The organism is Acidovorax sp. (assembly GCF_046341535.1).
Lineage (GTDB): Bacteria > Pseudomonadota > Gammaproteobacteria > Burkholderiales > Burkholderiaceae_C > Acidovorax.
The window spans coordinates 1-18,328 of record NZ_JBKDRI010000141.1 but is presented as its reverse complement, the minus strand read 5'-3'; the positions used below and the strand labels follow the sequence as shown (position 1 = coordinate 18,328).

The following is an 18,328-nucleotide window of genomic DNA, read 5'->3' as shown; positions in this document are numbered from 1 at the left end:
ACTGAAGCTGCGAGCGCTCATCGTCCGTCAGCAGCAACTCGACTTTCGGTCTTCCTGTCCTCATGGCGGTATCTCCGTTCCCAAGATACCGCATTGGCATGCACGATTAATGCCAGAAATTAACGGGACATGACACTAGTAGTGTTTGCTGAGCAAGCGCGAAAGGCCGATTTGCTCTGGAATCGGCCTTTGTCTTTGACAGGTTGCAGGCGCTCAGGTCTCAGCCAGCAGCCTCTCGATGAGCTGGTGCAGCTCGGCGAAGTTGGGCGCGCCCACATAGGTCTTCACGATCTCGCCGCGTTTGTTGACGATGAAGGTCGATGGCGTCAGGCGCACATCGCCCCAGGCTTTTGCCACGTTGCCTGTGTTGTCGATGGCGACCTTGAAGGGCAGCTTGCGCGTTTGCGCGAAGTTGACGACATAGCTGGGCGGGTCGTAGCTCATGGCCACGGCCAGCGTCTCAAAGCCCTGGGTGCGGTACTTGTTGTAGGTGTCCACGATCTCGGGCATCTCGGCCACGCAGGTGACGCAGCTGGTGGCCCAGAAATTCACCAGTGTGACCTTGCCGCGCAGGTCGGCCGTGGTCTGGGTGGAGCCATCGAGCAAGACAAACGTGGATTCGGGCGCGGGCGCGCGGCCGGTGTTGAGGTAAACCGAGGCGCCCATCGCCACAAATGCCGCCACTGCCACACCAGCCGCCCACTTCTTGATCGCCATGCTGTTCCCCGTTAATTCAACACCCGAGCCGTTCGCGCCGAACATCGCGCGATTGTGACGGACGCCTGACCGGCCGTCCGCACGCCGGACATCCGACGCCGCTCGCAGGCGATGGAGTGCAGGCCGGGCCGAAAGTTCGTATCGGCGGGACAGGGGGGTGGATGCACGCCCTGGCCAAGCCCATCAAGCCCCGCCATGCGCCCCACACCGCACCGTATGCACACCGCCGCGCAACGCACGCGCACGTCCGGCACTGGGGTGCCGATAATCGCTTTATGAAAAGCACACTGATCGCGGTAACTGCCGCGCTGCTGGTCGGCGGCTGCAGCCCGGCCCTGAACTGGCGCAACGTGCCCTTACCCGACGCGGCCATCACCATCACCCTTCCCTGCAAGCCTGACCAGGCCACGCGGCAGGTCGAGCTGGCAGGTTGGTCCGTGGAATTGGCCATGGTGGGCTGCGATGCCGACGGCGCTACCTTCGCTGTCTCGCATGCTGCGTTGAACGATCCGGCCCTGGTGGGGGCGGCCCTCACGCACTGGCGCAGCGCCGTGCTCGCCAACCTCGGGCCCGGTGCCGCAGCGGCTGCAGTGAATGCGCCGTACACGCCGCAGGGCGTGCTGCCGGTGCCGCAGTCGCTGCGCACCACCGTGCAGGGCCAGCGCGGGGATGGCAGCGCAGTCACGGCGCAGGGCGTGTGGTTCGCCCGGGCGGTGGGCCCGCAGGTGCGGCTCTACCACGCGGTCGTGTACACGGCCAAACCCCGCCCCGAGGTGGCAGACCAGTTCTTCTCGGGTCTCGCGCTGCAATGACACATGCCGAAACCGTTTTGCCGCGGCGCGCGGCCGTGGTGGTGTTTCTTGCGTTTGCGTTTGCCTACTTTTTGTCGGCGCTGGTGCGGGCGGTCACGGCCACGCTGGCCCCGACGCTGGCGCAGGAGTTCACCCTTGAGGCCCGCGACCTTGGGCTGCTGGCGGGCGGCTATTTTTTGGGCTTTGCTGCAACGCAGCTGCCGCTGGGCACCTGGCTGGATCGGCACGGCCCCCGCAAGGTCGCGCTGGCCTTTCTGGGCGTTGCCGTGGTCGGTAGCCTGGTGTTTTCGGTCGCGACGGGCTTTTCGGGGCTGCTGGCGGGCCGCGTGCTGTGCGGCGCGGGGGTCAGCGCCTGCCTGATGGCGCCTCTGACGGGCTACCGGCGCTGGCTCACGCCCACGGCGCAGATGCGCGCCAATTCGTGGATGCTGATGTCCGGCTCGCTGGGCATGGTGGCGTCCACACTGCCGGTGCAATGGGCCTTGCCCGTGGTGGGCTGGCGGCCTTTGTTCTGGGGGCTGGCCTTGCTGATTGGAGTTTCGATGGTGGTGATCGCCCTCTGGGTGCCCGTCTGGGGCCGCGCTGCGGTATCGCCAGCGCACCTGGCGCAGCAGCCACCCGAAGCGCCGACGCCAGCCGCCCCGGAAGGCTATCGCATGGTCTGGCGCCACGCCTATTTTCGGCGCTTGGCACCGCTGGGGTTTTTCGTCTATGGCGGCATGGTCGCCATCCAGACGCTGTGGGCCGGCCCGTGGATGCAGCGGGTGGCAGGCTATACGCCGCTGGAGTCGGCCACAGGTCTGTTTTGGATCAATGTTGCGATGCTGTTCACCTTCTGGGCCTGGGGCATGGTCAACCCGTGGCTGCTTCGCCAAGGCTACGGGCCCGACCGGCTGATGACGCTGGGCCTGCCGTTGTGCCTTGTGGTCCTGCTCTACATCATCATGGCCGGGCCGGCTGCGGGGGGCGGTGCGTGGGCGCTTTTTTGCGTGTCGTGCACCTTCGTGTCGCTGTCCCAGCCAGCGCTCGCCATGGCGTTCGAGCAGGCGCTGGCCGGGCGCGTGCTGTCGGCTTACAACCTGGTGATCTTTGCAGGCGTGTTCGTGGTGCAGTGGGGCATCGGCCTGGCGGTGGATGCGTTTGCCGCTGCGGGCCTGGCAACCGTGCCTTCCTTTCAGGCCGCCATGGCCGTGTACCTCGTGTGCAACGCCGCTGCCTACGCGTGGTTTCTGCTCAAGGGGCGGCGCCATAATGATGGCCATACCCCCACACCATGAGCAGCACCACCAGCATTCTTCTCATTGCCCATGCGCCACTGGCCCATGCCCTGCGCGAATGCGCGCTGCATGTGTTTCCCGACTGCGGCGACAGCGTGCTGGCCCTGGATGTACCCCCCAGCGAGCGCCCGGAAGACTCGCTGGCACGGGCCCGCGCCCTGCTGGCGCAGGCGGGTGAAAACACCACGCTGGTGCTGACGGACGTGTTTGGCGCCACCCCCTGCAATGTGGCGCAGCGCCTGGTGGAAGGCGTGCGCTCGCGTGTGGTGAGCGGTGTCAACCTGCCGATGCTGTTGCGTGCCGTGAGCTACCGCAGTGAGCCGCTCGACAGCGTCATGACGCGGGCGGTGGTGGGGGGAACCCAAGGCGTGATGCAGGTGGCTATCTCTGCACCGCAAAACCAATATCGTCGAAACACCACCCATGATCAAGACCCGCGTCACCATCAGCAATAGGCTGGGCCTGCATGCCCGCGCGTCGGCCAAGCTCACCAAGCTGGCCGGCAGCTTTCCGTGCGATGTGTTCATGAGCCGCGGCGATCGCCGCATCAACGCCAAAAGCATCATGGGCGTGATGATGCTCGCCGCCGGCCTGGGCAGCGAGGTGGAGCTGGAGACCAGCGGCGAGCGCGAGCAGGAGGCCATGGACGCATTGCTGGCCTTGATCAACGACAAGTTTGGCGAGGGCGAATGACGATGCATCTGGCTCCCGCATCAGCCCAGCGACACGTCAAAGGTGTGGGCGTAGCCCGGCTGGTATGACGTTTTCGATCCACGGTCTTGCAGTCGCGCGCGGCATTGCCATCGGGCGGGCCGTGCTGGTCGCGTCCAGCCGCGTGGATGTGGCGCACTACTTCGTCAAACCGGAGCAGGTGGCGGGCGAGATCGAGCGGGTGCGTCAGGGGCGCAACGCGGTGGTCGAGGAGCTTCAGCGACTGCAGGCCGACATGCCCGCCGACGCACCGCACGAGCTTGCTGCGTTGCTGGATGTGCATCTGATGCTGTTGCAGGACGAGGCGCTGACTGGCGGCGTCAAGCACTGGATCACCGAACGCCTGTACAACGCCGAATGGGCGCTGACCACGCAGCTTGAAGTCATTGCCCGCCAGTTCGATGAGATGGAGGACGAGTACCTGCGCGAGCGCAAGGCAGACCTGGAACAAGTGGTGGAGCGCGTGCTGCGCCACATGAAAGGCGTCGCCAGCCCCGTGGCCCCGCCGCCCAGCAGCCCCTGGCGCAAGACGCAGCAGGCCTTGCTGCTGGACGATACAGTGGATGTGCCGCTGGTGCTGGTGGCGCACGACCTTTCTCCGGCTGACATGCTGCAGTTCAAGCAGAGCGTGTTTGCCGGTTTCGTGACCGATGTGGGGGGCAAAACCTCGCACACGGCCATCGTGGCGCGCAGCCTGGACATCCCGGCCGTGGTGGGCGCGCGCTCGGCCAGCCAGTTGGTGCGCCAGGACGACTGGATCATCATCGATGGCGATGCGGGCGTGATTCTGGTGGACCCCTCGCCCATCATCCTGGCGGAGTACGGCTTTCGCCAGCGCCAGGTTGAACTGGAGCGCGAGCGCCTGTCGCGGCTGCGGCACACGCCGGCCATCACGCTCGACGGGCATCGCATTGAACTGCTGGCCAACATCGAGCAACCGGGCGATGCGCCTGCGGCCCTGCGTGCCGGGGCTGTGGGCGTTGGCCTGTTTCGCAGCGAATTCCTGTTCATGGGCCGAAGCGGCAACCTGCCGGGCGAGCAAGAGCAGTATCTCGCCTACCGCGAGGCGGTCGAAGGCATGGAGGGCATGCCGGTCACCATCCGAACCATCGACGTGGGTGCCGACAAGCCGCTCGATAGCAAGGCCCACAAGGACAACTTCCTCAACCCCGCCCTGGGCCTGCGCGCCATCCGCTGGAGTCTGGCCGACCCGGCGATGTTCCGCACGCAGCTGCGGGCCGTGCTGCGGGCTGCGGCCCACGGCAAGGTCAACCTGCTGTTTCCGATGCTGGCCCACACGCACGAGATCCAGCAGACCCTGGCGCAGGTGGAACTGGCGCGGGCCGAGCTGGACGCGCGTGGTGAGGCCTATGGCCCATTGCAGCTGGGCGCGATGATCGAAGTACCCGCTGCGGCACTCATGGTGCGCACCTTCCTCAAGTATTTTGATTTCCTGTCCATCGGCACCAACGACCTGATCCAGTACACGCTGGCCATCGACCGTGCCGACGAGGCCGTGGCCCACCTGTACGACCCGCTGCACCCCGCCGTCCTGCGCTTGGTTGCTGACGTCATCGCGGAAGGCCAGCGCCAGGGCAAAAGCGTGAGCGTGTGCGGCGAAACGGCAGGTGACGTGAGCATGACCCGCCTGCTGCTGGGTCTGGGCCTGCGCAGCTTTTCCATGCACCCCGCGCAGATTCTGGCCGTCAAGCAAGAGGTGCTGCGCGCCGATACCCGCAAGCTGGTGCCGTGGGCGCAGTTGGTGCTCGACAGTGAGGAGCCACCGGTCACGCCAGGCTAGCAAGGTTTTATGCTATCAAATAAATAGCTACAAAACCAATATCATCGCGCGTAACCGGCTATTTTTATTCAAAGTTTGCACCGAATGCGGACGGCAGTGCTTGTCTCCGCGTCTGCGCCCGTGTCCGTTCGGGCCTGCGTCAGCGCGTGCGCATCCCCATCACGGCTGCGCCCATGATCATCGCGGTGGCCAGCACGATGCTGGCATTGAAGCTGCGGCCACTGACCGCCACCAGCAGCGCCGTGGACGCCAGCGGCGTGATGTAGCTCAGGATGCCGATCTGCCGCGGATCGCCGAGCTTCAGTGCCTTGTCCCACAGGAAAAACGCGCCACCCAGCGGCCCCAGCCCCAGCACGGCCAGCAGCAGCCAGTCGCGGGACTGCAGCGTGGTTGCGGGCTCCAGGAGGGCATGGCACAGCAGAGACAAAACCCCCGACACCAAGCCGAACAGGCCGATGGCTGTGGTCGGAAAATCTGGCACGCGCTTGGTCAGCAGCGAATAGGTGGCCCAGATGAACGCCGCCGCCAGCGCGGGCAGGTAGCCCCAGGCCAGCGTGCCGCTGAGCTCGCGGCCGCCCGCAATCGCGATGGCTGCGCCGGAAAACCCCAGCAGCGCTGCCAGCACATGCGGCAGGCGCAGCCGCACACCCCGCAGCACGCAGGGGGACAGCACCACGATCAACAAAGGCCACAGATAGTTGACCAGGTTGGCCTCCACGGCCGGCGCGTGGCGCAAGGCAATGAACAGCAGGAAGTGGTACGCGAACAGGCCATACACACCGAGCGCCAGCGTGCGCAGGGGCACCCGCCACAGGCTCGGGTTGCGCACCACGAGCGGCCAGGCCGGAACGCTGCCGATGATGAGCGCGATTCCCGTGAGCAAAAACGGCGGCACATGCGTGAGCGACACCCCCAGCGCGGCCAGGGAGGCCCACAGCGCAATGGCGCCCAGGGCGTATAGATTGGCTTGCATCCTGGCCCGTTCACCAGGGAAGCGCCCGGGCCCCATGGGACTGGGCACTCGAAGCCAAGAACGTGTGCATGGATTGGGCGTCTCGGGACATGGAAGAGCGACCTGGTGAAATATGCGGGCTAGTAATGTAGAGCGGCCCACCATCGCGCCACGATGGTCCGCGCTCGCGTGAGCACGGGGTAAAGGCTGCGTGGGGCTGTCAGCGCGCTGCGCGGCAGTGATGCGGCGAAAGCAGATCGCCCGTGGCACCCGTGTCGCTTCTCACGGCGCAGGTGGCACCCGCCCTATACGCCGGCGGCGTGGGCTTGCTGGTCTGCGTGGTAGCTGCTGCGCACCATCGCGCCCACGGCGGCGTGGCTGAAGCCCATTTTGTAGGCCTCCTGCTCGAACATCTTGAAGGTGTCGGGGTGCACATAGCGGCGCACAGGCAGGTGGCTGTTGCTGGGGGCCAGGTACTGGCCGATGGTCAGCATGTCGATGTCGTGCGCGCGCATGTCGCGCATCACCTGCAGGATCTCTTCGTCGGTCTCGCCCAGGCCAACCATGATGCCGCTTTTGGTGGGCACCTTGGGGTGCAGGGCCTTGAACTTCTTGAGCAGGTTCAGACTGAACTGATAGTCCGAGCCCGGGCGCGCTTCCTTGTACAAACGGGGCGCTGTTTCCAGGTTGTGGTTCATCACATCGGGCGGGGCGGCCTTGAGGATCTCCAGGGCGCGGTCGTCGCGGCCACGGAAGTCAGGCACCAAAATTTCGATCTGCGTTTGCGGCGACAGCGTGCGGATGTTCTGGATGCACTCGGCAAAATGGGCGCTGCCGCCGTCGCGCAGGTCATCGCGGTCCACGCTGGTGATCACCACGTATTTGAGCTTGAGTGCTGCGATGGTCTTGGCCAGGTTCAGGGGCTCGTCCTTGTCCAGCGGGTCGGGGCGGCCATGGCCCACATCGCAGAACGGGCAGCGCCGCGTGCACTTGTCGCCCATGATCATGAAGGTGGCCGTGCCTTTGCCAAAGCACTCGCCGATGTTGGGGCACGAGGCTTCTTCACACACCGTGTGCAGCTTGTGCTCGCGCAGGATTTCCTTGATCTCGTAAAAGCGCGTCGTGGGGGAGCCGGCCTTGACACGGATCCAGTCCGGCTTTTTGAGTACCTCGCCCTGCTCGACCTTGATCGGAATTCGCGACAGCTTGGCCGCGGCTTTCTGCTTGGCAAGCGGGTTATAGGCTTCGGTGGACTGCGCTTCGCGGACGACTTCAGAGGAGCTCATGGCGTTGGGTCGGTTCAGGGAGCAAGCCTGATGCTGAGCTGCTGGCCCAGAATCTGCGCGGCGTCTTCCCAGGTGGAGTGAACCCCGATTGTAGAAAGATCGACCGTTTGCAAACCTGCGTAGCCGCAAGGGTTGATGCGATCAAAGGGCGAGAGGTCCATGGCCACATTCAGCGCAACCCCGTGGTACGTGCAGTGGCGGCTGACCTTGATGCCCAGCGCGGCAATCTTGCCCAACCCGGTGAAGTCGGGCACAGGCGGTGCGCTGCCTTCGCGTTTTTGGGGGCGCTGCGGCAGCAGGGCGTGGCTGCCAGGGTCGTCCAGCCGCACATAGATTCCAGGTGCGCCAGCCACCCGGTGGCCCGTCACGCCGAACGTCGCCAGGGTGCGGATCACGGCTTCTTCAACGCGGTAGACGTACTCCTTGACGAAATAGCCCGCGCGCTGGAGATCGATGAGCGGATAGGCCACGACCTGACCCGGGCCGTGGTACGTGACCTGTCCGCCGCGGTTGGTAGCCACCACCGGTGTGGTGCCCGGGTCCAGCAGGTGATCGCTCCTGCCGGCGACGCCCTGAGTGAACAGGCCGTCGTGCTCGCAGATCCAGATTGCGTCCGGAGTGTCGCTGGTGCGCGCGGCCGTGAAGTCCTGCATGGCCTTGAGCGTGGCCGCGTAGTCTGCGCGGCGGAGAATCTGGATGGGGGTGGTCATGCCGTGTCCTTCGCGCGGGAGCGCGGTGGAGAGGGTCAGGTCGGTGAGGGATGCTGTGCGCTTTTCGTGGATCGCAGAGGCTTGCAACGAACGGAGCGAGCCGTCAAAGAACGACCTTGACCATGGGGTGCGATGAGAGCGCGCGGTACAGATCGTCTAGTTGTTCGCGACTCGTGGCTGTGATGGTGATCGTCACACCCAGGTAGCTGCCCGCCCGGCTGTCCCTCAATTCGATGGTGCTGGCGTCAAAAGTGGGATCGAACTGGCGCGCGATGTCCGCCACTGTTTGCACGAATCCATCCGTTTTTGCCCCCATGACCTTGATGGGAAAGCGCGAGGGGTATTCGATGAGGGATTTTTTGTGTGGGTCGGGCATGGGCTCGCCCTGTCCGTTGGAAGACGGTTTCTCTGTGGAGGTCATGTTGCGTAAGTTCTGACGGGCGCTTCGGATTTAGTAGCGGCCAACGACGCCCATTGTGCGCCAGCGGGCAGGCAATTGGGAGCGCTCCCCAATCCGCAGGGCGTCATGCGGCGTTGGACTATCACCACATTGGGGCATGGTCGCGAGCGGCTTTCGCCGCACTGGTGCAGTGTTTTTGTCGACCCGCGCGGGTTTCTACTTATAATTAGAGGCTTTGTGAAAATTCCAGTGTCTTACGCGGGCGTCGTTCATCCATGAAAAACATCCCGCACGAGACTGAAATTGAAAACGAAGAATCCGACTTCAGGCCCATGACCGCGCAGGAAGCGCAGGAGTGGCGGCGCCGCAATCCCCCGATGTCTATCTGGAAGGTGGTGGCGGGGCAGGCGCTGGCGGGGTTGCTGGCTGCAGTGGCAGCGTGGCTGCTCACCGGCAAACCATCGGTGGGCTGGTCGGCCGGTTTCGGAGCGCTTGCGGTGGTGGTACCTGCCGGGCTCTTTGCCCGAGGCGTACTCCGCCAGAAGGCAAAGCCGGACCCGCGCGCGGCAATGGCAGGGTTCTTTGGGTGGGAAATCGCCAAGATCGCATTGACGGTGGCGCTGCTTGCGGCGGCACCCTGGCTGGTGCCGGAGTTGAGTTGGCTGGCCTTGCTTGCGGGCATGGTGGTCACGATGAAAACGTATTGGGTCGCGCTTGTGGTGCGCCCCGGTGTCCGAAAAACCGATTGATTGAGAGAAGAGTTGTCCGATGGCCGCAGAAGCGCACGCTCCGACTGCAAGTGAATACATCGTTCACCACCTGCAGCATCTTCAAAACGTCAAGCAGACCAAGATCGTTGATTTCACGGTCGTCAACTATGACTCCGTGATCATTGGTCTGTTTCTCGGTCTGCTCACGCTTTTTATTCTCTGGAGCGCCGCGCGCAAGGCCACCTCGGGCGTTCCGGGCCGTTTCCAGGCCGCAGTCGAGATGCTGGTTGAAATGGTCGACAACCAGGCCAAAGCCAACATCCCCAGCGCCGAAAGCCGCAAGTTCATCGCGCCTCTTGGGCTCACGGTGTTTGTCTGGATTTTCCTGATGAACTTCATGGACATGCTTCCGGTCGACCTGCTGCCTGCCATCTGGGCCCAAATTTATGGTGCCGCTGGCCATGATCCGCACGACGCATACCTGCGCGTCGTCCCCACGGCCGATCTGTCGACTACCCTCGGCCTGGCGTTTGCCGTTCTCCTGCTGCGCTTTTGGTACAGCGTGAAGATCAAGGGTGCCGGCGGTTGGGCTCACGAACTCGTTTCCGCGCCTTTTGGCACCAGCAAAAATCCGATCTTTGCCCTCATTCTGGGGGTGGTGAACCTGTTGATGCAGATCATCGAATATGTGGCCAACACCGTCTCGCACGGCATGCGGTTGTTCGGCAACATGTACGCCGGCGAACTCGTGTTCATGCTGATCGCCCTCATGGGCGGTGCGGCGGCGCTGTCGCTGTCGGGTGTGTTGCTGCCTGTCGGCCACGTGATTGCGGGCACCATCTGGACGCTGTTCCACATTCTGGTGATCTCCCTGCAGGCATTCATCTTCATGATGCTGGCACTGATCTACCTCGGGCAAGCGCACAACGTACACTAGTTTTCGCTTTCGTTTTTTCTTTCCTTAACTTTTCTTTTTAAATCAGGAGTCATCATGGAAAACATTCTCGGTCTCGTCGCTCTGGCTTGTGGTCTGATCGTGGGCCTTGGCGCGATCGGCGCTTCCATCGGCATCGCGCTGATGGGCGGCAAGTACCTCGAATCGTCGGCGCGTCAGCCTGAGTTGATCAACGAACTTCAAACCAAGATGTTCATCTTGGCTGGTCTGATCGACGCTGCGTTCCTGATCGGCGTTGCTATTGCCCTGCTGTTCGCATTTGCCAACCCCTTCGTGTCCACGTTCTTGGCCAACCTGCCCAAGTAAGCGCCGTTCAACGCCACTCTAGAAAGGTGTTGCCGTGAGTATCAACGCGACCCTGTTCATCCAGGCGATCGTCTTCTTGATCCTGGTGTGGTTCACGATGAAATTCGTGTGGCCGCCGATTGCGAAGGCATTGGATGACCGAGCACAGAAAATCGCCGAAGGCCTCGCTGCTGCTGACCGTGCCAAGTCCGAGCTGACCGCCGCTAACCAGCGCGTCGAAAAGGAACTGTCACAGGCACGCAACGAAACGGCCTCGCGTCTTGCGGACGCCGACCGTCGTGCGCAGGCCATCATTGAAGAGGCGAAGGCCCGCGCTACCGACGAGGGCAACAAGATTGTTGCTGCTGCCCGTGCTGAAGCCGAGCAGCAAACGGTGCAAGCTCGGGAAGCCCTGCGCGAGCAGGTGGCAGCGCTGGCCGTCAAGGGCGCCGAGCAAATTCTCCGTAAGGAAGTCAATGCTGGCGTTCACGCGGACCTGCTCAACCGCCTGAAGACTGAGTTGTAAAGGGGCACACATGGCTGAACTCGCCACCATTGCCCGCCCTTACGCCGACGCCTTGTTCAAGGCAGTCACATCGGGCGCCGGCGCCGATCTGGCCGCAACCGCTGCCTGGCTCGACGAATTGGCGGCAGTTGCCGCCAACCCACAGATGCGCCAGTTCGCCGACAACCCGAAGGCGACGGCTGAGCAGATCTTTGCCGTGTTCTCCGGCGTGGCGCGTTCGGCGTTACCGCGGGAGGCTCAAAACTTCCTGCGAGCCGTCATTGACAACCGCCGCCTGGGTGCTCTGCCGGAAGTGGCGTCGCAGTTCCGCGTACTCGTCAACAGTCGCAGCGGTTCCTCGGATGCGGTGGTGTACAGCGCTTTCCCTATGGACGCCGACGCGCTGGCATCGGTCAGCGATGCCCTGCAAAAGCGCTTTGGCCGCAAGCTCAACCTCAGCGTTGCCCCGGATGAATCCCTGATCGGCGGCATTCGCGTAGTGGTGGGTGACGAGGTGCTGGACACATCGGTCAAGGCCCGTCTTGAACAAATGAAAGCCGCCCTCATCGCCTGAGGCGTTGAGGTCTGAAGCGAACCAAAGAAAGAGAAGGAAAGAGTCATGCAACTCAATCCAGCAGAAATTTCTGAACTCATCAAGAGCCGCATCGAAGGTCTTGCAGCCAGCAGCGACATCCGCAACCAGGGCACTGTGGTGTCCGTGTCTGACGGTATCGTGCGCGTTCATGGCCTGTCGGACGTGATGCAGGGCGAAATGCTCGAGTTCCCCGCCACCAAGGACGGCCAGCCCTCCTTCGGCCTGGCCCTGAACCTCGAGCGCGACTCCGTCGGCTCCGTGATTTTGGGCGAATACGAGCACATCTCGGAAGGCGACACCGTCAAGTGCACGGGCCGTATTCTGGAAGTGCCCGTCGGCCCCGAACTGATCGGCCGCGTGGTGAATGCTCTGGGACAGCCGATCGACGGCAAAGGCCCGATCAATGCCAAGCTCACAGACGTGATCGAAAAGGTTGCGCCAGGCGTGATCGCGCGGAAGTCGGTGGACCAGCCGCTGCAAACCGGGCTCAAGTCCATCGACTCGATGGTGCCCGTGGGCCGTGGCCAGCGCGAGCTGATCATCGGTGACCGCCAGACTGGCAAGACGGCTGTGGCCATCGATTCCATCATCGCCCAGAAGGGGCAGGGCGTGACCTGTATCTACGTCGCCATCGGCCAAAAGGCATCGTCGATCAAGAACGTGGTGCGCGCACTGGAGCAAGCCGGTGCCATGGAATACACCATCGTGGTGGCTGCCTCGGCTTCCGAATCGGCGGCGATGCAGTACGTTTCGGCCTACTCCGGCTGCACGATGGGCGAGTACTTCCGTGATCGCGGCCAAGACGCTCTGATCGTGTACGACGATTTGTCCAAACAAGCTGTGGCGTATCGTCAGGAGTCGCTGCTGCTGCGCCGCCCGCCAGGCCGCGAAGCTTACCCTGGCGACGTGTTCTATCTCCACAGCCGCCTGCTCGAGCGTGCAGCTCGCGTGAACGCCGACTACGTCGAAGCCTTCACCAAGGGTGAAGTCAAGGGCAAGACGGGCTCGCTGACGGCGCTGCCCATCATCGAAACCCAGGCCGGTGACGTGTCCGCCTTCGTGCCGACCAACGTGATCTCGATCACCGACGGACAGATCTTCCTGGAAACCAGCCTCTTCAACGCCGGTATTCGCCCCGCCATCAACGCCGGTATCTCGGTGTCGCGCGTCGGTGGCGCAGCCCAGACGAAGCTGGTGAAGAACCTGTCTGGCGGTATCCGTACCGACCTGGCCCAGTACCGTGAACTGGCTGCGTTTGCGCAGTTCGCATCCGATCTGGACGAGGCCACCCGCAAGCAGCTCGACCGCGGTGCCCGCGTGACCGAACTGCTCAAGCAGGCTCAGTATTCGCCGCTGTCCATTTCGCTGATGGCTTCGACGCTGTTTGCCGTGAACAAGGGCTTCATGGACGATGTGGATGTCAAGAAGGTGCTCGCCTTTGAACACGGCCTTCACCAGTTCTTGAAGACCAGCTATGCAGCGTTGCTGGCCAAGCTGGAGCAGGCCAAGGCCATGGACAAGGATGCCGAAGCCGAGCTGACCGCTGCCATCGGCGCCTTCAAGAAGTCGTTCGCCTAAACCGAACGAGGAAACATCATGGCAGCAGGTAAGGAAATACGCGGCAAGATCAAGTCGGTGGAAAACACCAAGAAGATCACCAAAGCCATGGAAATGGTGGCCGCATCCAAAATGCGCAAGGCGCAGGATCGGATGCGGTCGGCCCGCCCCTACAGCGAAAAGATCCGGAACATTGCAGCCAACCTGGGCCATGCGAACCCGGAGTATGTGCACCCGTTCATGAAGGTGAACGATGCCAAGACCGCCGGGATCATCGTCATCACGACCGACAAGGGTCTGTGCGGTGGCATGAACACCAACGTGCTGCGCACGGTGACGACCCGCCTGCGCGATCTGCAGGCTGCGGGTGTTTCCGCGGAGGCAGTGGCCATTGGCAACAAAGGCCTGGGTTTCCTCAACCGTGTTGGTGCCAAGGTGGTTTCGCACGTGACGGGCCTTGGAGACACGCCGCATCTTGACAAGCTGATTGGCCCGGTGAAGGTGCTGCTCGACGCGTATGCAGAGGGCAGGATCAACGCGGTGTACCTGAGCTACACCAAGTTCATCAACACCATGAAGCAGGAATCGGTGGTGGAGCGGCTTCTGCCGCTGTCCTCCGAGCAAATGCAGGCCGACAAGACAGAACATGGCTGGGACTACATCTACGAGCCTGATGCACAAAGCGTCATCGATGAGCTGCTGGTCCGTTATGTTGAATCCCTGATCTACCAGGCCGTCGCGGAAAACATGGCGTCCGAGCAGTCGGCACGCATGGTGGCCATGAAGGCAGCCACGGACAACGCCGGCAGCGTCATTGCCGAGTTGAAGCTGGTCTACAACAAGACGCGCCAGGCAGCGATCACGAAAGAACTTTCGGAAATCGTCGCTGGTGCCGCTGCTGTGTAAGCAGCTCGACAAAATACTTTTTTGGAGCGAAAAATGGCTCAAGTGCAAGGCAAGATTGTTCAATGTATCGGCGCTGTGGTGGACGTTGAGTTCCCGCGCGACCATATGCCCAAGATTTATGACGCCCTGAAGCTCGAAGGCACGGCCCTGACGCTGGAAGTGCAGCAGCAGCTTGGTGATGGCGTGGTGCGTACCATTGCGCTGGGCTCGTCCGACGGACTGCGTCGCGGCATCATGGTCACCAACACTGGCAACCCGATCACCGTGCCCGTGGGCAAGGCAACGCTGGGCCGCATCATGGACGTGCTGGGTACACCCATCGACGAGCGCGGTCCGGTCGGCCAGGAGCTCACCGCATCCATCCACCGCAAGGCTCCCGCGTATGACGAACTGTCGCCGTCGCAAGAGCTGCTGGAAACCGGCATCAAGGTGATCGACCTGGTCTGCCCGTTCGCCAAGGGCGGCAAGGTGGGTCTGTTCGGTGGCGCCGGTGTGGGCAAGACCGTGAACATGATGGAACTCATCAACAACATCGCCAAGGCCCACAGTGGTCTGTCGGTGTTTGCTGGTGTGGGCGAGCGCACCCGCGAGGGCAACGACTTCTACCACGAGATGGCCGATTCCGGCGTGGTGAATCTCGAGAAGCTCGAAGACTCCAAGGTCGCCATGGTGTACGGCCAGATGAACGAGCCACCGGGCAACCGTCTGCGCGTGGCGCTCACCGGCCTGACCATTGCCGAGTCCTTCCGTGACGAAGGCCGTGACGTGCTGTTCTTTGTGGACAACATCTACCGCTACACGCTGGCCGGTACCGAAGTGTCCGCTCTGCTGGGCCGTATGCCTTCTGCCGTGGGCTACCAGCCTACCCTGGCTGAAGAAATGGGCCGTCTGCAAGAGCGTATTACGTCCACCAAGGTCGGCTCGATCACTTCGATCCAGGCCGTGTACGTGCCCGCCGATGACTTGACCGACCCATCGCCTGCCACGACGTTCGCCCACTTGGACTCCACCGTCGTGTTGTCGCGCGACATCGCCTCGCTGGGTATCTACCCCGCTGTGGATCCTTTGGACTCCACCAGCCGCCAGCTGGACCCGAACGTGGTGGGCGAAGACCACTACACCACGGCCCGCGCTGTGCAGGGCACGCTGCAGCGCTACAAGGAACTGCGCGACATCATCGCGATTCTGGGTATGGACGAACTGGCGCCCGAAGACAAGCTGGCCGTGGCCCGCGCTCGCAAGATCCAGCGTTTCCTGTCGCAGCCTTTCCACGTTGCCGAAGTGTTCACCGGCTCGCCGGGCAAATACGTTCCGCTGTCGGAAACCATCCGTGGTTTCAAGATGATCACCAGCGGCGAATGCGATCACCTGCCAGAGCAAGCGTTTTACATGGTGGGCACCATTGACGAAGCCTTCGAAAAGGCCAAGAAGGTGGCCTGATGAGCCGTCGGCCGGGCAGCCCGCAGCGGCCCGGCCTTCAGCAATCGAGCAACCCACCTTTTCCTAGGAGCAATGATGAACACCATCCACGTTGATGTGGTCAGTGCCGAAGAGTCCATCTTCTCCGGTGAGGCGCGTTTTGTCGCTTTGCCAGGTGAATCCGGCGAACTGGGGATCTACCCCCGCCACACCCCGCTGATCACCCGTATCAAGCCGGGCTCGGTGCGCATCGAGTTGGCGGGCGGTGGCGAAGAGTTCGTTTTCGTGGCCGGTGGCATTTTGGAAGTGCAGCCCAACTGCGTGACCGTGCTGTCCGACACCGCCATCCGCGGCAAGGACCTGGACGACGAGAAGGCCAACGCTGCCAAATCGGCTGCACAAGAGGCTCTCAAGAATGCCAAGAGCGACATCGATCTGGCCAAGGCCCAGTCCGAACTGGCCGTGATGGCGGCCCAGCTTGCCGCCCTGCGCAAGTTCCGTCAGAAGAAATAAGTCAGCGCCCTGCGAGCGCCCTCAAAAAACCCGGCCTTGCCGGGTTTTTTCTGTTGGGGAGCGCTCCGCTTTCAGTGTCTGCCGCGCAGCTCGCCGTTGCTCAAAAAGACCCCGGGGCGGCCTCCCTCAGCTCCATCCGCAGCCCATGCGCTGAAAGCGCAAGTGCATTGCCGTGGTCTTGCGCTAACAGCCGCAGGTTCCGTAGAACGTTCCGTGCCACGTCCAGCGACTGCACGCCCAGGCAGATGGATTCGATCCTGAGGTGCTCGCCAGACACCAGTTCAAGCGCAATATCCGAAGTCAGGCGAATGGCTTCGCCACCCGTTGAACCGGTAAGCGCGCGCCAATGACGCCGCGTTGATTCCAACTCTGGCGTGGCAAGCCGTATGGACTGCAACCCCGTGATGCCCAAAGCGCCACCGCGTCGCTCCGCCAGCGCTTCGCGAAGCTGGGCTCGCCGCGCCACTGGCGTCTCGGCGGCATCCCAGGGATAAATGGTCGCGCACCGATCCCACTCGCAAAAGAAAACGCAGCAGCCAGGCGCAGACACGTCGCGCACCACTGAGTTGGTGAAATTCGTGACCCATTGACCCGTTGGATTCTGTGAACGGAAAGCGCGTGGAGCCTGGAAAGCCAATGCGGCCTCGCTCATCCACGCCAGGCATTCGGCAAGCGCTGCTGCGGGTTCCAGCGCGAAGCCATGGATGAGCGGCGCAGGTGCATGATCGGGAAGATCGCTGTTGGACGAGGCTGCCCACAGTTCAAGATCCGTATTGCCGACATGAATCCAGCCGTAGGTGGCAAAGGCCTCGCGCTGCAGAGGCCAGGCCACCGGCAAACCGAGCGTATTGCTGAAAAGTTCGTACAAGGGCTCCGCCGCCGTCAGGCGAAGCACCACGTGGTCGACGGATCGGTAGGGGCGTTGCATCGGGATTCCTGCGAGAGAAAAAAGGCCGATGCCCTTGGGGCACCAACCGCGCTAGCATGCCACAGGGGTGATGAACCACGGATGCAACCGTCTTCATGCAGCCTGTGTTTTACCCCAGGAGATGACCCTTTCAGGTCGAGCACGATCGCCAAAACTGCCGCATCAATGCTTGATCCGGGGCTTTGCGGCTCCATCTAAGATGACGTCCCGTCCGGTCACCGAGCCGGGCATACACCATTGAGCGACCTAACTGCCATGCCACCAGCCCGCTTCGCTGCCGCCCGTTTGGGCGGGTCCCCGGATGACACCGAGTCCACGTTCTACGATGCCTTGCAGCGTGGCGATATCGATCTGCTGATGAAATGCTGGGCGGAAGACGACGACATCGTGTGCGTGCATCCGGGCGGCCCGCGGATGCTTGGCGCGCGCGCGATTCGTGCTGCCTTCGAATCGATGTTTGCCCAGGGGGCTGTACAGGCCCGGCCGGTGCAGGTGCATCGCATTTCGGGATTGACGAGCGCCGTGCACAGTGTTGTCGAACAGGTCGAGCTCGTGTTGCCAGACGGTGTGCACCGTGCCATGGTGCTCGCTACCAACGTCTATCACAGAACGCCGGAAGGATGGCGCATGGTGGCGCACCATGCCAGCCCGGGCGTAGCGCCCGAGGCCGATATCTTGCAGGCACAGACGCCGCGTCTGCACTGATGAATCGTGGCATGAACTACACGGCCCCGCGCTGGTTGCCGGGGGGCCAGCTTCAGACCATCTGGCCGGCACTGTGTTCCCGGCGGGGATTCGGCCGCGCGCCCAGCTATCTGCGCCAGCGGTGGGACACGCCGGACGGTGACTTTATCGATGTCGATTTTCTCAAGCGCGAGTCAGCAGCAGACGGGATGGCATTGGCTCGCCCCGTGCTGGTCGTCTTTCACGGGCTGGAGGGGTCTTCGCGCAGCCACTACAGCGAGGCATTTGCCGACCTGGCAGCCGAGCTCGGCTGGGATTGCGCCCTGCCGCACTTTCGTGGCTGCAGTGGCGAAATCAATCGCGCTCCAAGGGCGTATCACTCTGGGGACCATGCAGAGATCGACTGGATTCTGAAGAAGCTGCGACGCGCCTATCCAGGCGTTCCGTTGATGGCCGTTGGCATATCTACAAGGACTTCCCCACTTTTGTCAAACATCATCCTGCCGTGGTGAATCGCTCAGCGATTGACCACGGAAATTGATTCCGGTTTTCCTCTGATGTCTTCGGTGCGGCGAGTCGCTGCGATCAAGCAAAAGGGTGTGGAT

At 62.8% G+C, this 18,328-nt stretch carries 21 protein-coding genes and 1 pseudogene; 16 read left to right on the top strand and 6 right to left on the bottom strand.

Annotated elements, in window-relative coordinates; genetic code table 11:
* Window positions 1–213 precede the first annotated feature (213 nt).
* On the bottom strand, window positions 214–717 hold the full coding sequence (locus ACK543_RS10360; protein ID WP_409942771.1) for a TlpA disulfide reductase family protein: 504 nt from the start codon (window positions 715–717) through the stop codon (window positions 214–216).
* Between the two features lie 275 nt (window positions 718–992).
* Between ACK543_RS10360 and ACK543_RS10355 the strand changes: the two genes are divergently transcribed.
* The 5 genes from ACK543_RS10355 to ptsP all read left to right on the top strand — a co-directional run bounded on the left by ACK543_RS10355 (window position 993) and on the right by ptsP (window position 5,318).
* The gene (locus ACK543_RS10355; RefSeq protein WP_409942770.1) at window positions 993–1,529 is read left to right on the top strand and encodes a hypothetical protein; all 537 of its coding nucleotides are present in this window, start codon (window positions 993–995) and stop codon (window positions 1,527–1,529) included.
* Window positions 1,526–2,806 (top strand): MFS transporter, encoded by a 1,281-nt coding sequence (locus tag ACK543_RS10350; RefSeq protein ID WP_409942769.1) that lies wholly within the window; start codon window positions 1,526–1,528, stop codon window positions 2,804–2,806. Before ACK543_RS10355 ends, ACK543_RS10350 begins: the two co-directional genes overlap by 4 nt.
* Window positions 2,803–3,261 carry a PTS sugar transporter subunit IIA gene (locus ACK543_RS10345; protein WP_409942768.1) on the top strand — a complete coding sequence of 153 codons (459 nt, stop codon included), beginning with the start codon at window positions 2,803–2,805 and terminating at the stop codon, window positions 3,259–3,261. The genes ACK543_RS10350 and ACK543_RS10345 overlap by 4 nt, the downstream gene beginning before the upstream one ends.
* The gene (locus tag ACK543_RS10340) at window positions 3,230–3,499 is read left to right on the top strand and encodes an HPr family phosphocarrier protein (RefSeq protein WP_409942767.1); all 270 of its coding nucleotides are present in this window, start codon (window positions 3,230–3,232) and stop codon (window positions 3,497–3,499) included. Before ACK543_RS10345 ends, ACK543_RS10340 begins: the two co-directional genes overlap by 32 nt.
* 64 nt (window positions 3,500–3,563) lie before the next feature.
* Window positions 3,564–5,318, top strand: a complete 1,755-nt coding sequence (gene ptsP / locus ACK543_RS10335; protein ID WP_409942766.1) for a phosphoenolpyruvate--protein phosphotransferase — start codon at window positions 3,564–3,566, stop codon at window positions 5,316–5,318.
* A gap of 139 nt (window positions 5,319–5,457) precedes the next feature.
* Here the strand turns inward: ptsP and ACK543_RS10330 are convergent, their stop codons facing one another.
* From ACK543_RS10330 to ACK543_RS10315, 4 genes are all read right to left on the bottom strand, one after another.
* Window positions 5,458–6,291: a DMT family transporter gene (locus ACK543_RS10330; protein ID WP_409942765.1), complete on the bottom strand. Its 834-nt coding sequence runs from the start codon at window positions 6,289–6,291 to the stop codon at window positions 5,458–5,460.
* A gap of 284 nt (window positions 6,292–6,575) precedes the next feature.
* Window positions 6,576–7,556 (bottom strand): lipoyl synthase, encoded by a 981-nt coding sequence (gene lipA, locus ACK543_RS10325; RefSeq protein ID WP_409942764.1) that lies wholly within the window; start codon window positions 7,554–7,556, stop codon window positions 6,576–6,578.
* A 14-nt stretch (window positions 7,557–7,570) separates the two neighbouring features.
* Window positions 7,571–8,266, bottom strand: coding sequence for a lipoyl(octanoyl) transferase LipB (gene lipB / locus ACK543_RS10320; RefSeq protein WP_409942763.1), 696 nt, complete (start codon window positions 8,264–8,266; stop codon window positions 7,571–7,573).
* A 103-nt stretch (window positions 8,267–8,369) separates the two neighbouring features.
* Window positions 8,370–8,687 carry a YbeD family protein gene (locus tag ACK543_RS10315; protein WP_409942762.1) on the bottom strand — a complete coding sequence of 106 codons (318 nt, stop codon included), beginning with the start codon at window positions 8,685–8,687 and terminating at the stop codon, window positions 8,370–8,372.
* A 254-nt stretch (window positions 8,688–8,941) separates the two neighbouring features.
* Here ACK543_RS10315 and ACK543_RS10310 point away from each other — a divergent pair, with 254 nt between their 5' ends.
* From ACK543_RS10310 to ACK543_RS10270, 9 genes are all read left to right on the top strand, one after another.
* Window positions 8,942–9,415, top strand: coding sequence for an ATP synthase subunit I (locus tag ACK543_RS10310; protein ID WP_409942761.1), 474 nt, complete (start codon window positions 8,942–8,944; stop codon window positions 9,413–9,415).
* 19 nt (window positions 9,416–9,434) lie between these two features.
* A complete protein-coding gene (gene atpB, locus ACK543_RS10305; RefSeq protein WP_409942760.1) occupies window positions 9,435–10,313 on the top strand; it encodes a F0F1 ATP synthase subunit A in 879 nt (292 codons plus the stop codon).
* Between the two features lie 54 nt (window positions 10,314–10,367).
* Window positions 10,368–10,637, top strand: coding sequence for a F0F1 ATP synthase subunit C (atpE, locus tag ACK543_RS10300; protein ID WP_069104489.1), 270 nt, complete (start codon window positions 10,368–10,370; stop codon window positions 10,635–10,637).
* 34 nt (window positions 10,638–10,671) lie between these two features.
* Window positions 10,672–11,142 (top strand): F0F1 ATP synthase subunit B, encoded by a 471-nt coding sequence (locus ACK543_RS10295; RefSeq protein WP_409942759.1) that lies wholly within the window; start codon window positions 10,672–10,674, stop codon window positions 11,140–11,142.
* 10 nt (window positions 11,143–11,152) lie between these two features.
* On the top strand, window positions 11,153–11,695 hold the full coding sequence (locus ACK543_RS10290; RefSeq protein WP_409942758.1) for a F0F1 ATP synthase subunit delta: 543 nt from the start codon (window positions 11,153–11,155) through the stop codon (window positions 11,693–11,695).
* Between the two features lie 45 nt (window positions 11,696–11,740).
* Window positions 11,741–13,294 (top strand): F0F1 ATP synthase subunit alpha, encoded by a 1,554-nt coding sequence (gene atpA / locus ACK543_RS10285; protein ID WP_409942757.1) that lies wholly within the window; start codon window positions 11,741–11,743, stop codon window positions 13,292–13,294.
* An 18-nt stretch (window positions 13,295–13,312) separates the two neighbouring features.
* On the top strand, window positions 13,313–14,179 hold the full coding sequence (atpG, locus tag ACK543_RS10280; protein WP_409942756.1) for a F0F1 ATP synthase subunit gamma: 867 nt from the start codon (window positions 13,313–13,315) through the stop codon (window positions 14,177–14,179).
* A 33-nt stretch (window positions 14,180–14,212) separates the two neighbouring features.
* Window positions 14,213–15,619 (top strand): F0F1 ATP synthase subunit beta, encoded by a 1,407-nt coding sequence (gene atpD / locus ACK543_RS10275; RefSeq protein ID WP_409942755.1) that lies wholly within the window; start codon window positions 14,213–14,215, stop codon window positions 15,617–15,619.
* A 75-nt stretch (window positions 15,620–15,694) separates the two neighbouring features.
* Window positions 15,695–16,111, top strand: a complete 417-nt coding sequence (locus tag ACK543_RS10270; protein WP_409942754.1) for a F0F1 ATP synthase subunit epsilon — start codon at window positions 15,695–15,697, stop codon at window positions 16,109–16,111.
* Window positions 16,112–16,211: 100 nt separating this feature from the next.
* Here ACK543_RS10270 and ACK543_RS10265 read toward each other — a convergent pair whose 3' ends face one another.
* Window positions 16,212–17,039 (bottom strand): hypothetical protein, encoded by an 828-nt coding sequence (locus tag ACK543_RS10265; RefSeq protein ID WP_409942753.1) that lies wholly within the window; start codon window positions 17,037–17,039, stop codon window positions 16,212–16,214.
* 255 nt (window positions 17,040–17,294) lie between these two features.
* Here ACK543_RS10265 and ACK543_RS10260 point away from each other — a divergent pair, with 255 nt between their 5' ends.
* Both ACK543_RS10260 and ACK543_RS10255 read left to right on the top strand, forming a co-directional pair.
* Window positions 17,295–17,744, top strand: coding sequence for a YybH family protein (locus ACK543_RS10260; RefSeq protein ID WP_409942752.1), 450 nt, complete (start codon window positions 17,295–17,297; stop codon window positions 17,742–17,744).
* An 11-nt stretch (window positions 17,745–17,755) separates the two neighbouring features.
* Window positions 17,756–18,232 (top strand): annotated as a pseudogene (locus tag ACK543_RS10255) (YheT family hydrolase); the annotation flags it as partial.
* Window positions 18,233–18,328 lie beyond the last annotated feature (96 nt).